Genomic DNA, 14,602 nt, shown 5'->3' with positions numbered 1-14,602 from the left:
GGCAACCGCGTGGCTGTTCATCGCCTCGATCCAGCTCCTTACTCGCCGCATCGCAAGAGCATGAAATCAGGCCCGATAGTTTTGAATCAGACTCTGAGGATCGAGATCCTCTCGTCGGCGATCACGGAATTGATCGAGGGTGCCGAAAAAGATGCTGAGGCGGTCTGATCATGGCGAACATCTGCTAAGTCNGACGGTCCGGAAAGGCCGCTTTGAGCATGCTGGCAGGCGCGAGCTGCCATTGCTTCAAGGTGGCATCTCGATCGGACGCGCCGCTTAGCCCGGTGAGTTCGCTGATCTCATCGCTTTCCTGACCTTGGATCGCGCCGCCGCGATCCACAGCGCTGAGTTCGTTATCGACGGTGGCATCGTTCGGACTGATTGAAGTCATGCTGAAAGGTCCGCTCCTAGGCCAACAACGATGCCGTAGATGCCCCCCTGCCTCCGGTTGAGACTTACTGTTTGCTATGGGAAGACATAGCGAACGGGGGAATCGTCGTGACATGGCAGACATTATTGGGGCTAAGCGTGCTCGTTGCGTTCGTCACAACGATCGGCAGTCTCACTGCGCTCTTCTTGAAGGAATTTGTCGCCGCGACTTGGCTAGAGGGCTGGAAAACACGTCAGACCCTGATCGGCGCCTACCGCCGCTATCAGATGCCGATCTTCCGAGCCACCGAAGAACTTTCCAATCGCCTTTATGGCCTGTCGCGCGAAAATAACGATCGCGATGAACGTGAGATCGGCTTCGCGGTTTTACGAAGCCCGGTCGTGCGCGAGCCGAGCGCTGCCGCGAACGATCATTACATACGCTACCGTTTCGTCAGCAATGTCTATCGATTGTGCGCCTTCCTCGGTTGGGTCGAGCTGTACCGGCGAGATATCGGCATGCTGAATGTCGAAGAGCTCGACCGCAATCGCTGGCTCGACGCATGCCTGCGCAATAATCAGAGCGTACTCGCCGATGGTTGGATCAACCAACATGATGATTGGCGGGACTGGCGCGACTGCCTGGTCTTTCGGGAGGAGCTGCGTGCGATCGGCCACGCCATGGCCGCTCCCGGCGACGGCCTTTGCATTCTCGATTTCGGCAGCTTCACTACTGCGCCGAAGATGATCCCGATGGGACGGGACCGGCGCGCTGGTTCGTTCAGGCCGCTCTGTTCTACGAATGCCTAAAGCGCGAAAAGGACTTCCGGCTCATCCGGATGCGGATGTTGGTCGTCTATCTTACCGATCTCATGGAGTTGCTTCAGCCCAAGCGGATCGATCGCAGCCATGTCGCGACCGCCCGGCAGTATCGGCTGAGCTTCGACGCTATCACTGGCGGGACGAACTGGGCGCAAACCCCGCTTCCGGCCGGTGCGCTGCCGGTCCACCAGTAATTTTCCGTCTACACAGGAAGACCGCACATGATCGACCAGCCCATCGACGCAATCGACGAAGCCACCTTGCAGCGCTTGATAGACAACCAGGTTGCCGAAGGCCGCGACCTAGAATTCAAACGCGAACTACCTGCCGGCGGCGACGAGGCGAGCCGTGAATTCCTCGCCGATGTCACGGCCTTCGCCAACGCCCTAGGCGGAGATATCGTTTACGGCCTGGACGAGGCCAACGGAGCGGCGGCGAGCCTGCCCGGTGTGGAGGTCGATGACCCCGACGCCGCCATTCTGAGGCTCGAGGGAAAGCTCCAGACCGGGGTTGACCCGCGCCTAATCGGTGTCCGAACGAAATGGGTGCCGCTAGCCAACGGGCGCGGAGCGCTCGTACTGCGCGTTCCCGGCAGCCTTAGCGCGCCGCATCGCGTCACTTTCAAGAATGGGGCACGGTTCTACGGGCGCAACAGCCGCGGAAAATATGAGCTCGACGTTCACGACCTCCGGCACGCCTTACCGAATCCGCGCAGCTCCCACAGCAGTTCCGTCAGCTTCATGCCGAGGCAATCGCGGCATCGCAGGGCGCCGATATGCCATTTGCCATCGAACAGGCGCCGACGGCCGTGATTTCGGTCGCGCCGCTCGGCCTGTTCCGCGAAACACGTCAGATTACAGTCACCCGGGACAATGCCGTCGTGCCGGTCCGCGTCGGCGCATTCACCTCTCTCGACACAATCGAAGGTGTGCTCATGCATGCGCCGATCGGTGAGGAAGGTCGCGTTGGCTCTTATGCGCTCACCCATCGGAACGGGCGGACGGATTCCGCCTTCGTCATTGGAGGCGTACGGCAGGATAATGGCGAAGAACGCCGCACCGTCTGGCCGACAACCTTCGAGCAAGGTCTCATGAGCATGACGAACGCCACACAGATGCAGCTGCGCCAGCATGGCATCGAGGGGCCTTGGGTGATCCTCACCAGCATCATCGGCGCGAAAGGCTTCCGCATGATCGTCGGGGACGGCTATCCGACCCCAGTAGCGTTCCGAAACAATGTTCTGCTCGGTCAGCACATCGTCGAACATATCGACGCCGAATCTCTGATACCGTACGCCGAGGCATTCTGGCTATTGTTCGGGGTGCAGCGGCCGGCCAATCGGGCGCTCGGCGCCGAACGGTAGGAGGTGCCCATGGATGATGCCAACTGCGCTGTCTCTGCCCTTCGTTTGAGCAACCCAACCACGTCAGGTCGGAATAACTGACAAGCACCGGACCGGTGCAAATCGCAGCTGCTTAATAACCTTCGGCGTCGCCTAGCGCGATGTGCATCGAGAAAGCGCGCGCGGCCTCAACCGTGTCGAGCGTCGCGGCCGCGACAGCGGTCCAGCTAGTGCCTGCCCGCAACATTGGTCGCCAACGGTGCCGGGGAATGGGGCCGCGTGTCGGCTGTGGGCGGCCTGATGCAGCGCTTTGGGTTGGATCCGGGTGATTGCCGTCTTTGGCGAACGCGTCGACTATATCGAGCCAGAGCTGCGGCGGCACCGGCATGCGGTGTACGCGGCATGCGGTCAAGACGATCGGCCAATGCCCAAGTTCGACCACCGACAGCCGGTCATAGTCGGTAATGGCCTCGCATTCGCGCCGCGCCATGAACAGCGTACGCGCCTCGCCCTTGATCGGTGTGACATCGCACAGGACCGAGCCATGGCGATCGTCTCCGACATAGAGCTGCGCTTCGCTGTCCTGGTCGAGGAAGAACATCTGGAAATTGCAATGCGGCAGGTCGTCGGTTTTGAAATCGACGATCCGGTCGAGCACATCGCCGCGTTCGAGCACTTCGGCCCAAAACGCGAGCATTGGAAAGAGCACGCTACCCTCGGTCGCCTCCTGGCGATACTCATCGCTGCTGCTCGCTGGGTGCGACACCAGATACCAGTAGCTTGCGTGCCGCGTGGGATAGGCTCCGTGCGTCCGATAGGCGAACCACGCCTTGTCCGACAGGCTGTCCGCCCATTGTCCGATCGCGTCGTGGAACGGCTTGCGGCAGGCTAGGAAGGTGATCGCGAGACCGATGTCGATCGCCTGCCAGTCGGCGATCGGCGTCAGCAGCGCCGGGTTGTTGCGAATGAGCGCGACCAGCTGGAGCGCGAGTTCGTCGATGACTTGCGCGTCTTCGCCATCGGCTACCGGCTGCGGCGCCTTGGCAAAATCATTGGCCATCCACACCAGCCACAGGCCCCGGAGCGCAATCCGTCCGACCATGTCGAACAGCTTCAAATTCACATCGACCGCACTAATCGAATGGATCGCCGACGATATCGCATGCTGGGTATCGACGTGCGGCAGAATCGTCTTGGCGTAGAGTTCGTCCCAGATCGCATGATGCAGCTCGACCAGCGCGTTGAAAGCAAGCCCCGCAGCTTCACCGGCCTGAGTCGTCTTGCCGAGTTCCTGCTTGAGCAGCTGCCAAGCGTGCAGCAGCGCTATCTCGCTCGCGCGATAGGGCGCCTCGACATTCTCGGCCTCGCGCGCCCAGCCGAACATGATCCAGAGCGACAGGGTCATCTGCCGCACGCGGCGCAGCCGGTCGGTGCTTTTCGGCTTGGCTTGCTCGGTCAGCACGCGGATCAGCTGCCCGAAATGGCTCATCGCCACTTCCGGCTCCTCGACCATCGCCACCGCCTTGCGCAAATGGCCGCGCAGGTCGCCGGACATCAGCCCTTCGCGTAACGGGCCTTCGTCGATCAGCGCGGCGAGATGGTCGCCGTCCCATTGCCTGAAGCTGACGCGGTCGTTCGTGTTGAAGTCGATATAGCCTACGACATCCGAACGGACGCTCTCGTCGATCCCGCCGCCGAAGGTGAGGCAGATGACGACGGGAAGATGCACGTGCTCGACCGGAAGCCGCGCGCGCAGATAGACATGAAGGATCTCGTCGAGCGAAGGTTTGAGCGCCTGCTGCCCGACATTCCAGTCCTGGCGCGTCAGATTGCCGGCCTTGACCGAGAACAGGAAGACCTTCTCCTGCCCGTCAGTGTCGCGGCCAACCGCGCCGATATCGACCCCATGCTGGCGCGTGCCGACGCTCGGGCGCGAAAAGACTCGATAGCCCATCTCGGTCAGGAGATCGGGCAGGATCGCATCCAGCTCGCCGCGCTCGCGCAGCGACGCCAGATACTCGCGGATCATCAGCCTCATTTCGGCAGCCGCTCGACGCGGAAATGCCGCAGCATGAGGTCGATCCCGTGCGGATCGACCACGATCATGCGCGCATATTCGTGGCTATGATGGTGGCTCTGCATCTCGGTGACCATGCGCCGCTCGGGGCCAGGCTCATCGCCGAACGGCGGGACATAGGTGATCGAGCGGTTGCCGTAGAGCAGCACGACCTTGGTCGCGAGCTGCGAGAAGATCGACTCCTTCTCGCCGGCCTTCATCGCGTCTTCCATCTCCTGCTGACGGCGGCGCCATTCGATCATCCGCTCGCGCTCGGACGGGTCGAGCGCCTTGACGCGGCCAACCGCGCGCAGCCCGTCGAGATAGGTCTCGAGCTGCTGGAGCGCTGCCGCGACATGCGGGCTCGCCGGATCGTTCATGTCTTTGGCGGCTTCCCGCAGATGCTCGCCCAGCTCGCCCGAATAATTGACCAGCAGCGGATCGAACAGCAGCTCAGTCGCGCCCTTGATGGCGTCGCTGACGCCGGTTCGCATGATCGCCATCAGCAGCGATGCCGCGCTGATCGGGGTCGTGAAAAGATAGCCGACCGCCTTGCGCGCCAGAAAGATGAGTTCGGCCAGTCCATAGCCGAACGGCGTGAGGTCAGGGCGCAGCACCATCGGCGCGCCATGGACCTTGCACACCAGCGCCATCACCGCTTCGCCGAGCGCACGATCGCCGCTCACGAACCATTCGACCGTGAGCGTGTCGAACCGCGCGCGATGCTTGGTCAGCAGTTGATGCTCGAAACTGTCGAAGCTGTGGACGGTGAGCGTGCCGCGATTGGCGGACAGCACAGTGCGCACGATCGCGATGGCGCGCTCGACATGCTCGCCCGACGTCATCTGGTAAAGCGCATGGTCGAGATGATCGACCGCGACCGGATCGCTGCCCTCGACCGTCTCGGCGATGCCGATGAGCTGGTCGAGGATCGCCGGGGTGATGGCCTTCCACTGGAACCAGAGCGCCTGCATCGCCCGGCGGCGCATTTCGGTGCCGCCGCGCGTCGCGGCGATCGCGACGATCTTTGCAGTGTCGGCCGGGTTGGCCTGTTCGCCGCGGCCGTGCAGCTCGATCGCGGCATAGATGCCGAGCCCGAGGATCTGATCGTCGGCTTCGTGTTCGAGCTGGTCGCCTAGTGCGGCGATCGCATGCGTTGCGAGCGCCGGGGTTGGACCAAGCGAGCCCAGCGCTTCGAGCGCAGCGATGCGCTGAGGTCCGGGTTTGTCCGCGATCAGCGCGAGCGCCCAGTCGAGCGCACCGCCGGGATCATTTGTCGATGCCCCTTCGAGCGCCAGGCGAAGATACCAGCCGTCGCGCGGTGCGGAGAAATCGAGCAATGCGGCGATGGCGGTGGCGCGGCCGGTGCCCTTGCACCAATCGCGGAAGGGCAGCGCGATGAAGGCGCCGTCGCGGTTGGGACCGCCTTCCTCGCCCAGCCGCCTGACCGCCTTCAGCATCTCCTCCGGTTCTGCCGCAAGTTGCGGGAGCGCGTCGGAGTAGAATTGCTGGATCTCGTAGAAACGGAAACTGTCGCCATCACCGTCGAACCCGTCGATCGCGGTCAGCAGATCGAAACGGCCAGAATTGTGAAGACCAATGGCGAGTGCGCGCATCGACGCTTCGTCGGCGTCGTCGCGCAGATTATAGCCACTGACGAAGTCGAGCCATTGGCCCGCTTCGAGCGCCTGGATGATCTCGTCTTCGAGCGTCATGAATCCCCTTTGCCCTGATCGGTGAAGATGGGGTCGACAAGCCGATCCGGCAATGACCTTTTCTCTCTTTGTTCTCCCGTCTCGCATGCGAGCATGCGACCGCGCTCTATGATGCGCTGCGCGCCGCCGAGCGTTTTGCCCGACGGGAATTGGACGACCGTAGCCGATCATCTCGACCGGGTCGCGGCCCACGAAGCACGCCTGTTACGCAGTCGAGGTGTTATGCGGACGCTGCGCGTTGATTGAAAAGAGCAGCAATGATTAAATTAATATCATGGCGGATGTGAAACCAAGTATCGAGATCGACCGGAGGCTGGAGCGCGAAGATCCCACTACGCGCGCGCCGGTCATCATCGATCAGGCGGCGATCCTTGATCTTGATGGCCCCGTCGTCATCCTTGGCGATCCGGGCCTAGGCAAGAGCGTGCTGGCGCAGGCGATCGGGCGGCAGACCGGCTTCGTCTATGTCCGCGCGGCGAGTTTTGTGCGGAATGCTCAGCCTGAACGCTTGATCCCCAACGGCGAATGCCTTGTCATCGACGGTCTGGATGAGATCGCGTCCGCGACCGTGGGCGGCGGCGTTGATGCCATCCTCAGCCAACTGGCGAAGCTTGGTTATCCCCGCTTCATCCTGTCGAGCCGCGAAGTCGACTGGCGCGGGGCGGCCGATCGAATCAAGATCGAGGATGATTATGGGCGACCCGCCATTCTCCTCCACTTGCTGGCGTTCGACCGCGATGACGCGACGCTCTTCCTTCGCCGTAATTTTCCTTCCGTAGATGCCGAGGGCGTGCTCACCCATCTCGCCGACCGTGGTCTTGAAGAAATCTACAAGAATCCACTGACGCTGCGGCTGATCGGCGAGGTCGCGGCGAGCGACGAGGCATTGCCGAACAGCCGCGCGCAGTTGCTCGATCGCGCCTGTCAGCTTCTCGTACAGGAAGAAAATCCGCGCCATCACGACGCCGCGCACGCACACGCCGAGGCTGAAAAACTGCTTCTTGCCGCCGGTGCCTATGCCGCAACCCAATTGCTGTGCGATCTTGCGGGGCTGTTTAGCGGCCCGGCGGGAAAGTTGCCTGATGGCTGCGTCCATGTCGGCAGCCTCGCCGCGCTCCCGCACGCCGAGGCGATCGACGCCGCGCTCCACACGCGGCTGTTCGAAGCGGAAGGCGGTCAGCGCTTTCATCTCCTGCACCGGGTCATCGCTGAGTATCTCGGCGCGAAGTGGCTCGCGCGCTGTTTCCAGTCCGGCGTTTCGGCGCGCCGGCTGTTCTCGCTGTTCGGCCAGGGCCACGGCGTACCGACATCGCTACGCGGGCTGCACGCCTGGTTGGCCCATTTCGATGACACGCTGGCGGAGGTCTGTGTTGCCGCTGACCCCTATGCGGTGCTGCGCTATGGGGATGCCGAGACGATGACCGTCCATGTCGCGCGCGGCTTGCTGGGCGCCCTGGCCGCGCTGTCCGATCGCGATCCGTTTTTTCGCGCGGAGGATTGGGGCCGGCATCCGGCAAGCGGTCTCATGCGCGTCGAACTCAAGGACGACATTCTTGCCCTGATCGGGACGCCCGATCAGCATACGCACCTCACGCTGTTGCTGGTCGAGGCAATGGCGGGAAGCGAACTGACCGCGGCACTGGAACCGGAATTGCGCGCGATGATGTTCGACTCGGCCCGCTATTATGGCGAGCGCAGCCGCGCCGCCGATGCGCTGCGTGAACTGGGCCGGATCGACAAACCCGCCGAGACGATCGAACGGCTGCTGGCGCAAGGTGGCGAGGATGATCGGCGGCTGGCCTGGGAGGTGCTGCACGACCTCGGGCTCGGTACGGTGTCCATGGATCTGGCCGTCCGCACGCTCTACGCGCATATCGGCGTCACGGTAAGCGATGTCGATCAGAGTGACGACCGGATCGATCATGCGCATCTCAGCGACAGCTTAATCGAGGCCCTGACGAGCACCCAGCTGATAGAGCTGCTTGACGCAGCTCGGGATTATGGCGAGCCGCTGGTCAACAACAGCGATCACTCGGCCAAGGCGCAGGTTGCCGATCTGGTGCACCTGGCAGGACTTTGCGCGCTGAGGCTCGATCCCGAGATGGCCGCGGCTGACATCTGGCGACGGCTGCACTGGGTCGATCACAACCAGGGCTACAAGCGCGAGACGATCAATGCGCTCACCAAATGGTTCGGCGCACATCCAGCTGCACGGCGCGCGGTCCAGAGCTACGTCGTGTTCGACGCTGGCTGCGAGCATGTCCGCGACGCCGCCTATGCCTTCTATAAATGCGGTCTCGACCTCTATCCCAAGGAGGATGAGGTCATTGCGCTGATCGAGGAGTTCGACCGTCGTCGCGGTGACGGAGCCGCTGATCTGGAAATGCTCGAGGAACTTGTCCTGCTCGCACCGCGCCGAGACGGGATTACCGCGACTGTTCGGGAGGCAGCGGCCAAGATCGGAGCTGGCTCGCCCGCATTTATGGCGAGGCTCGAGGAGCTGTCGAAGCCGCTCGTCTATGAATGGGAGGAGAAGGAAGCGGCGGCCAAGAAGGAAGCCGAGGCACGGCGGGCCGCAATCCATCAGACCTTTCGCGACAGCATCGCCAAGGATCTTCTAGCGGTCGACGCGGGCGCACCGAACCTACTGTACGATCCCGCCAAGGCCTATCTCGGCCGCTTCAGCGACTTCGACCGGGAAGCCCCGCCCGAGACGCGCGTGATTGCGTTTCTGGGCGAAGACCTAGGCGAGCGGGTGCTGCAGGGCTTCATGGCGAGCTTCGATCGTAACGACCGGCCATCCGCAAAGGATATCGTCGAGACGCACCTCAACGACAGGATCTACTTCGCCGAACTTAGCCTGGTGTGCGGGGTGGCCGAGCGGCTGCGACGCGGCCTCGGTGTTGATGATGTGACGGTCGAAGCGCGCGAATCCGCGTTCATGGCATGGAGGCGGACGACCGAATCCCAGATTTCCGGCGGCACCGACCTGAAGCCGCTTGAGGATGCCGTGCTCTGCGACGACGCCGCGATCGAACGGTTCTTCCGCACGTCGATCGAGCCGCAACTCGAGCGCAAGGCCGGTCATGTCTCTGACCTTTATTTTCTCGGCAATGATCCGCGCTGGCGGCCATTAGCGGGACGATTGGCGGTGGAGTGGCTGCGCCGTTTCCCGTCGCTTCCGGCAACGGTCGAGGCGGAACTGCTCGGCCACGCGACCCGCCATGCCGAGCTGACCGAACTGCAGGCTCTGGCGCGTGAAACCCGCAGCCGCCTGCATCGCGACTATGAAACGATGCTGGCGTGGCTCGCGCTCGATTTTCTGGTCGATTTCGATGCGACCTTTGACTGGCTCGTGGAAGCCGCGGCGGATGATCGCGACTTTCTCTGGTTCATTAGAAACCGCGTGTCCGGCGAACGGGACGACGCAGATCGGCGGCTTTCGGTCGCCCAGCGCCAGTTTATCGTCGAGCGGTTCAGCCATGCCTGGCCGCGAACCTCGCGTCCGCATGGCAATTCGAGCGGCGATACCAATCCCTGGGATGCGACATCGACGATAGAGAACAGCGGCTACGCCCTCGGCGGCGACCCGTCGCGGGACGCGACCACCGCGCTCGAACATCTGATCGCCGTGGCCGATCCGAGCTATGTCGATCCGCTGCGGCATGCCCTGGCGCTCCAGCTGCGTGCCCGGCGAGATTCGGAGTTCACGCCAGTGTCAGTTGCAGGTCTCGCCGCCGTCGTCGGCGGCGGACTGCCATCGACGATCGACGATATGCGGGCATTTTTTGGCGACCGCATCAAAGCCCTCGACGACCGGATGCATTCAACAGCAACCGACATGTGGGAAGCCTATTGGGACGGCGCCAAACCACGCGGCGAGAATTTCTGCCGCAACCGCCTGGTCGAGCATATCTCCGGCCAGTTGCCCGACGCGATCCGCTTCGCGCCGGAAATGCACATGCCGCAGCAGAAGCGCGCGGATATTGCCGCGATCCTCGGCAGCATCGGTCTGCCGGTCGAGATCAAGGGGCAGTGGCACCCCGAGGTCTGGACCGCACCGGTCGAGCAGCTTGCCGCACGGTATCTGCATGACTGGCATGCCGAAGGCCGGGGGGCCTATATCGTCCTGTGGTTCGGCGATGTGCCGGGAAAGAATCTGCCCGCCCATCCCGACGGGTTGGCGCGACCGAAGACCCCGGACGACCTCCGGACGATGCTCATCGACCGGCTGCCCGAGAACCTCCGCGATGTGATCGATGTCTATGTCGTCAATGTCTCGCGGCCCGCTGAGAAAGCATCTCCAGCCACATGATCAAACCCGCTTTTCTCAAAGCGCAGATGGCGAAGGCCAAGGCTCGCCGCAGAACACCGTCATTCCTGCGACGGCTCGTCGCGCAGGCGATCGATGCGACGGCACGGGCACATTATGGCGAGGCCTATTCGATGAAATGCCTGCAAGCCGCGAAAGCGCTACAGACCGCGCTCGACCGCTTCGGAATCGGCGGTCGCATGTGGATGGGCGCATTCTGTTCGGTGGAAGTCTATGCGGCCGCCGGCCATGACACCTGGGGCGGCTTCTGGGGTGCCGAACACCATGTCTGGTTCGTCACGGGCTTCAATGAGCTGGTCGACCTCACGACAGGCGACAATTAGGTCGCGGCGCGGAAAGCGCAAAGCGAGCTTGCACATTGGGCAGGATTTGACGGTCCTAATCTCGGTAGATGGTGGTGGCTTTGTTGGCGATTCCCTCTTTCCAGAGGCTGGCAACGGAGGAACGGTCCCGGCGATCTGAGGGCGTGTTGTGCCCCCGCGAACGAGCAAGCCTCAGGGGCTCCTCCTGAAGATCTTGAAACCGCAAAATCAGCTTCTAACTCATCCTTGCCGGGCGCCGTGTTCGGGTCCGGTGGGACATAGAGGGCGTCGGCTCTCCTTTACCGACGTAGCTCATGCCCAGATCGCTTTTAGGAGGATTTGGAAATGAGAACCAACTTTGACTTCACGCCCTATCGGCGTTCCACGGTCGGCTTCGATCGTCTGTTCGATTTGCTCGAGACCGGCATGCGCGGCGACGCAGCCGATGGCTATCCGCCCTTCGACATCGTGAAAGAAGGCGAGGACAGCTATCGTATCACGCTTGCGGTGGCTGGCTTCCGCCCCGACGAAATCGAGGTGGTGGCCCAGCAGAACCAGCTCACCGTCACCGGCAAGCGCGCCGATGAGGACGGCAAGGGCGAATATCTGCACCGTGGCATCGCGACGCGCGCGTTCGAGCGGCGCTTCCAGCTTGCCGACCATATCGAGGTGGGTGAGGCCAGCTTCGACAACGGCCTGCTCAGCATCGCGCTGAAGCGTGTGGTTCCCGAGGCGATGAAGCCGCGCCGCATCAAGATTGGCGGGGCGAAGCCCGCTGGCGAGCGGATCGAGGCGCCGAAGGAAAAGGCGCTCGAAGCGGCCTGATCCATAAACAAAAGTGACTTGCCGGCGCTGCCTTCGGGCGGGCCGGCGGGTCATGCCAATTCCAGCCAGAAAAGGAGATGAATATCATGGCATTGCGTGATCTGATTCCCTGGAGCCGGCAGGAGAACCGGCTGCCCGCGACGGTTGAACCCGAGCGGGAAGCGGCGTTGGAGTCCCATCCCCTGCTCTCGCTCCATCGTGAGGTGAACAGGCTGTTCGACGACGTTTTTCGTGGCTTTGGCGTGCCCGCTTTCGCCGGCTTGGGCCGCACGGCGAGCTGGCCGCAGGTGGAACTGGACGAGAACGACACCGAAATCCGCATCACTGCGGAATTGCCTGGCCTCGACGAGAAGGACATCGATATCCTGGTCGAGGATGGTGTACTCACGCTGCGCGGCGAGAAGCGAGCCGAGGTCGAGGACAAGAAGCGCGGCTATTCGGAGCGCAGCTACGGCCGTTTCGAGCGACGCATTGGCCTGCCGCGAGGGATCGAGCGCGACAAGGCGCAGGCAAGCTTCCGGAACGGCGTGCTCACCGTCACGCTGCCCCGCTCCGCGGAGGCGAATGAAAATGTCCGGCGCATCCCGGTCAACGCGAAAGCGGCGTGATCCGTCGGTCCGGGGCGTGAGCCCCGGGCCGTGCCGTTACGGTCACGCACCGCGGCAATCGGCGGCGAATGATAATCGCGCTGCTCATCCGACGCGGGGAAGCACTTTCCCACCGGACGCGTACGCGATCATCGAGCCGATCCGGCTGCTCGGCGATCGCGTGCCACGCAAGCTGCGCGACCAGTGGCGTCTGCGGTTCGAGCAGAGGGCGCCGGCGTTCGCCGACCCGCTGACCGGGTGGACCGGTGGCAGCGATCCTCTCGTCCATGTTGGACTGCGCTTTCCCAACGCGGAAGCGGCGGTTGGATACTGCATGCGCCAGGGATTGCCCTATACGGTGCGGGCTTGGCCCGGGGATCACAATCAACGTCATATCAATAGGTGAAGGGAGAAGAAGATGACTGCATCATCCGCTACTCTCCCGCTCCAGGAATCGGGGCGGGACAACCCGTCTGAGCCGGTGCTGACCACCCGTCATCCCGACTGGTTCATTCTGCGCGGCGTCCTTGCGCTTGCGCTCGGCGTCGCGGCGTTCCTGTTCCCGGCGAATGCGCTGTTCGCCTTCACCTTGCTGCTCGCGGCCTATGCCGGCGCGGACGGCATCCTGTCTTTGATCGCCGGCATCCGGCGCGCTTCGCGCAAGGAAAAGCGCTGGTGGAGCGCGCTGCTCCGGGGCGTGGTCGGGATCGTCTGCGCCGTGATCTTTGTGATCCTGCCTGGTCTCGCCGTGGTCAGCTATGCGCTCGTGACGCTGGGCACGGTGATCGCCTGGGCGCTGCTGACCGGCGCCTTCGAGATCGCGGCCGCGATCCGGCTGCGCAAGGAGTTCGAGGGCGAATGGCTGCTGGGTCTCTCCGGAGCGCTGTCGTTCCTACTTGGCCTGGGTGTCTGGGCGTTCCTCTGGCTGCACCCGGTCGCGACCATCTTCTCCGTGGGGACGATGATTGCCGTCTGGGCACTGTTCGCCGGGTGTGTGTTGATCGCGCTCGGGCTGCGTCTGCGCAAGCGCGAGGCTGGCAAGAGCGAAGCCGCCGCCTGAAGCGGACGCCAAAGAAAGGCCCGTCATTCCGGAAGCGGGACGGCGGGCCTTTGGCGCGTGGTCATTCAGTCGAGCCGAAGCTCGCCACGCGCGGCACGCCATTCCGTCGGCCGGACCAACTGGTCATGAGCGATGCGGATGGAATGGAGCGCCGCCTCGATCTCCCGGTTCCAATGGTCGATGAAATCGAACAATACCGGAAAGTCCGGCGCCAGGTCATATTCCTGCCAGACGAACAGTTGCAGCAGCGACGGCGCATCGGGGCGATAATAATGGATCTCGGCCGTCGTCAGGCCATAGCCCTGCAACCGCATCATGAACGCGCGATCGGTCATTGCAGCGACGTGTGATCCGGCCGTTCGTCCAGCGTCCGCATCGCGGCGAAGATGTCGTCGACCGGCACGGCACGGCGGGCACCGGGCGGTTTGCGCATTGCCGGCTGATCCTTCACCGCCGACCGATCCGATGCCCATGAAGCGAGGATGGCGCGCTTCACTTCCGGCTCCAGGCTCGGATGGCGCGCAACGTCGAAGGGGTGCAGGAAACGGGAAAATGGCTGCGACATGGCTGTTGCCTCCTTTCCTGATGTCGCTCCTTTCACGAGTGCGGCGCGCTGCCGCGCTGGCAAATTTTGGTACCTGGATGAGTCGCGTCAAGAGCGGAATTGGCGACTAAGCCACCGACAACAAACAGATTGGCACTTTGTGCAGGAGAGTGCCAAAAATTTCATTCCGGCTCTTGAATGGAAAAATATGACTTCCTAGCTCCGCGAAACCTGTCGTTCGCATGAACGGCCAGGGCCATCACATCCTGTTTTGCATCTGGAGGTTTTGCCATGCATTTCCGCCCCTTGCACGACCGTGTGGTCGTCCGCCGCATCGAAGCCGAGGAGAAGACCTCGGGCGGCATCATCATTCCCGACACCGCCAAGGAAAAGCCGCAGGAAGGCGAAGTCGTCGCCGTCGGCCCGGGTGCCCGTAACGATAGCGGCCAGTTGGTAGAGCTGTCCGTCAAGGCCGGCGACCGCGTGCTGTTCGGCAAATGGTCGGGAACCGAGGTCAGGATCGACGGCGAGGATCTGCTCATCATGAAGGAGAGCGATATCCTCGGCGTCCTCGACAACGTCGTACCGCTCAAGCAGGCGGCCTGAATAGCCCACCATCGTCAACATCAGGAAGGACATCGATAGAA

At 62.9% G+C, this 14,602-nt stretch carries 15 protein-coding genes; 11 read left to right on the top strand and 4 right to left on the bottom strand.

The genetic code is table 11. From position 1 onward, the window contains the following. The first annotated feature begins 498 nt into the window (after positions 1–498). From BHE75_RS10950 to BHE75_RS10940, 4 genes are read left to right on the top strand one after another with little or no spacing between them, the layout of a single operon-like run. Positions 499–1,179 carry a hypothetical protein gene (locus BHE75_RS10950; RefSeq protein WP_139181706.1) on the top strand — a complete coding sequence of 227 codons (681 nt, stop codon included), beginning with the start codon at positions 499–501 and terminating at the stop codon, positions 1,177–1,179. A gap of 29 nt (positions 1,180–1,208) precedes the next feature. After that, the gene (locus tag BHE75_RS24460; RefSeq protein WP_191225185.1) at positions 1,209–1,385 is read left to right on the top strand and encodes a hypothetical protein; all 177 of its coding nucleotides are present in this window, start codon (positions 1,209–1,211) and stop codon (positions 1,383–1,385) included. A gap of 27 nt (positions 1,386–1,412) precedes the next feature. Next, positions 1,413–2,003 carry an AlbA family DNA-binding domain-containing protein gene (locus BHE75_RS10945; RefSeq protein ID WP_070933882.1) on the top strand — a complete coding sequence of 197 codons (591 nt, stop codon included), beginning with the start codon at positions 1,413–1,415 and terminating at the stop codon, positions 2,001–2,003. Continuing rightward, positions 1,967–2,554 carry a hypothetical protein gene (locus BHE75_RS10940; RefSeq protein ID WP_070933881.1) on the top strand — a complete coding sequence of 196 codons (588 nt, stop codon included), beginning with the start codon at positions 1,967–1,969 and terminating at the stop codon, positions 2,552–2,554. Before BHE75_RS10945 ends, BHE75_RS10940 begins: the two co-directional genes overlap by 37 nt. A gap of 112 nt (positions 2,555–2,666) precedes the next feature. On the opposite strand, the gene BHE75_RS10935 is transcribed toward BHE75_RS10940, so the two are convergent. Both BHE75_RS10935 and BHE75_RS10930 read right to left on the bottom strand, forming a co-directional pair. Next, positions 2,667–4,571 (bottom strand): hypothetical protein, encoded by a 1,905-nt coding sequence (locus BHE75_RS10935; RefSeq protein ID WP_070933880.1) that lies wholly within the window; start codon positions 4,569–4,571, stop codon positions 2,667–2,669. Beyond that, on the bottom strand, positions 4,568–6,304 hold the full coding sequence (locus BHE75_RS10930) for a hypothetical protein (RefSeq protein WP_070933879.1): 1,737 nt from the start codon (positions 6,302–6,304) through the stop codon (positions 4,568–4,570). The genes BHE75_RS10935 and BHE75_RS10930 overlap by 4 nt, the downstream gene beginning before the upstream one ends. 274 nt (positions 6,305–6,578) lie before the next feature. Here BHE75_RS10930 and BHE75_RS10925 point away from each other — a divergent pair, with 274 nt between their 5' ends. The 6 genes from BHE75_RS10925 to BHE75_RS10905 all read left to right on the top strand — a co-directional run bounded on the left by BHE75_RS10925 (position 6,579) and on the right by BHE75_RS10905 (position 13,411). After that, positions 6,579–10,619, top strand: a complete 4,041-nt coding sequence (locus BHE75_RS10925; protein WP_070933878.1) for an NACHT domain-containing protein — start codon at positions 6,579–6,581, stop codon at positions 10,617–10,619. Then, a complete protein-coding gene (locus tag BHE75_RS10920; protein WP_070933877.1) occupies positions 10,616–10,960 on the top strand; it encodes a lasso peptide biosynthesis protein in 345 nt (114 codons plus the stop codon). Before BHE75_RS10925 ends, BHE75_RS10920 begins: the two co-directional genes overlap by 4 nt. Before the next feature lie 324 nt (positions 10,961–11,284). Continuing rightward, positions 11,285–11,764: an Hsp20 family protein gene (locus tag BHE75_RS10915; protein WP_070933876.1), complete on the top strand. Its 480-nt coding sequence runs from the start codon at positions 11,285–11,287 to the stop codon at positions 11,762–11,764. 86 nt (positions 11,765–11,850) lie between these two features. Continuing rightward, positions 11,851–12,372, top strand: a complete 522-nt coding sequence (locus BHE75_RS10910) for an Hsp20/alpha crystallin family protein (protein WP_070935770.1) — start codon at positions 11,851–11,853, stop codon at positions 12,370–12,372. Next, positions 12,329–12,757 carry an NADH dehydrogenase ubiquinone Fe-S protein 4 gene (locus BHE75_RS24680; RefSeq protein WP_084653130.1) on the top strand — a complete coding sequence of 143 codons (429 nt, stop codon included), beginning with the start codon at positions 12,329–12,331 and terminating at the stop codon, positions 12,755–12,757. Before BHE75_RS10910 ends, BHE75_RS24680 begins: the two co-directional genes overlap by 44 nt. 12 nt (positions 12,758–12,769) lie before the next feature. After that, positions 12,770–13,411 carry an HdeD family acid-resistance protein gene (locus BHE75_RS10905; RefSeq protein ID WP_191225183.1) on the top strand — a complete coding sequence of 214 codons (642 nt, stop codon included), beginning with the start codon at positions 12,770–12,772 and terminating at the stop codon, positions 13,409–13,411. Between the two features lie 65 nt (positions 13,412–13,476). Here the strand turns inward: BHE75_RS10905 and BHE75_RS10900 are convergent, their stop codons facing one another. Together BHE75_RS10900 and BHE75_RS10895 are read right to left on the bottom strand one after the other, a co-directional pair. Further along, the gene (locus BHE75_RS10900; RefSeq protein ID WP_014076991.1) at positions 13,477–13,746 is read right to left on the bottom strand and encodes an usg protein; all 270 of its coding nucleotides are present in this window, start codon (positions 13,744–13,746) and stop codon (positions 13,477–13,479) included. Further along, positions 13,743–13,976: a hypothetical protein gene (locus BHE75_RS10895; RefSeq protein ID WP_070933874.1), complete on the bottom strand. Its 234-nt coding sequence runs from the start codon at positions 13,974–13,976 to the stop codon at positions 13,743–13,745. The genes BHE75_RS10900 and BHE75_RS10895 overlap by 4 nt, the downstream gene beginning before the upstream one ends. A gap of 270 nt (positions 13,977–14,246) precedes the next feature. On the opposite strand from BHE75_RS10895, the gene groES reads away from it, so the two are divergent. After that, entirely contained in the window at positions 14,247–14,561 is a 315-nt protein-coding gene (gene groES, locus BHE75_RS10890) for a co-chaperone GroES (protein ID WP_070933873.1), read from the top strand. The last annotated feature ends 41 nt before the right edge of the window (positions 14,562–14,602 follow it).

Source organism: Edaphosphingomonas haloaromaticamans (genome assembly GCF_001853345.1).
Lineage (GTDB): Bacteria > Pseudomonadota > Alphaproteobacteria > Sphingomonadales > Sphingomonadaceae > Sphingomonas_E > Sphingomonas_E fennica.
This window is presented reverse-complemented; position numbering and strand designations above follow the sequence as displayed.

What these genes read in the sequence shown, in the direction of transcription:
- BHE75_RS10900 (WP_014076991.1), bottom strand. Translation starts at nt 13,746, where the DNA reads ATGACCGATCGCGCGTTCATGATGCGGTTGCAGGGCTATGGCCTGACG.
- BHE75_RS10905 (WP_191225183.1), top strand. Translation starts at nt 12,770, where the DNA reads ATGACTGCATCATCCGCTACTCTCCCGCTCCAGGAATCGGGGCGGGAC.
- BHE75_RS10925 (WP_070933878.1), top strand. Translation starts at nt 6,579, where the DNA reads ATGGCGGATGTGAAACCAAGTATCGAGATCGACCGGAGGCTGGAGCGC.
- BHE75_RS10920 (WP_070933877.1), top strand. Translation starts at nt 10,616, where the DNA reads ATGATCAAACCCGCTTTTCTCAAAGCGCAGATGGCGAAGGCCAAGGCT.
- BHE75_RS10910 (WP_070935770.1), top strand. Translation starts at nt 11,851, where the DNA reads ATGGCATTGCGTGATCTGATTCCCTGGAGCCGGCAGGAGAACCGGCTG.
- groES (WP_070933873.1), top strand. Translation starts at nt 14,247, where the DNA reads ATGCATTTCCGCCCCTTGCACGACCGTGTGGTCGTCCGCCGCATCGAA.
- BHE75_RS10930 (WP_070933879.1), bottom strand. Translation starts at nt 6,304, where the DNA reads ATGACGCTCGAAGACGAGATCATCCAGGCGCTCGAAGCGGGCCAATGG.
- BHE75_RS24460 (WP_191225185.1), top strand. Translation starts at nt 1,209, where the DNA reads ATGCGGATGTTGGTCGTCTATCTTACCGATCTCATGGAGTTGCTTCAG.
- BHE75_RS10935 (WP_070933880.1), bottom strand. Translation starts at nt 4,571, where the DNA reads ATGAGGCTGATGATCCGCGAGTATCTGGCGTCGCTGCGCGAGCGCGGC.
- BHE75_RS10945 (WP_070933882.1), top strand. Translation starts at nt 1,413, where the DNA reads ATGATCGACCAGCCCATCGACGCAATCGACGAAGCCACCTTGCAGCGC.
- BHE75_RS10915 (WP_070933876.1), top strand. Translation starts at nt 11,285, where the DNA reads ATGAGAACCAACTTTGACTTCACGCCCTATCGGCGTTCCACGGTCGGC.
- BHE75_RS10940 (WP_070933881.1), top strand. Translation starts at nt 1,967, where the DNA reads ATGCCATTTGCCATCGAACAGGCGCCGACGGCCGTGATTTCGGTCGCG.
- BHE75_RS24680 (WP_084653130.1), top strand. Translation starts at nt 12,329, where the DNA reads ATGAAAATGTCCGGCGCATCCCGGTCAACGCGAAAGCGGCGTGATCCG.
- BHE75_RS10895 (WP_070933874.1), bottom strand. Translation starts at nt 13,976, where the DNA reads ATGTCGCAGCCATTTTCCCGTTTCCTGCACCCCTTCGACGTTGCGCGC.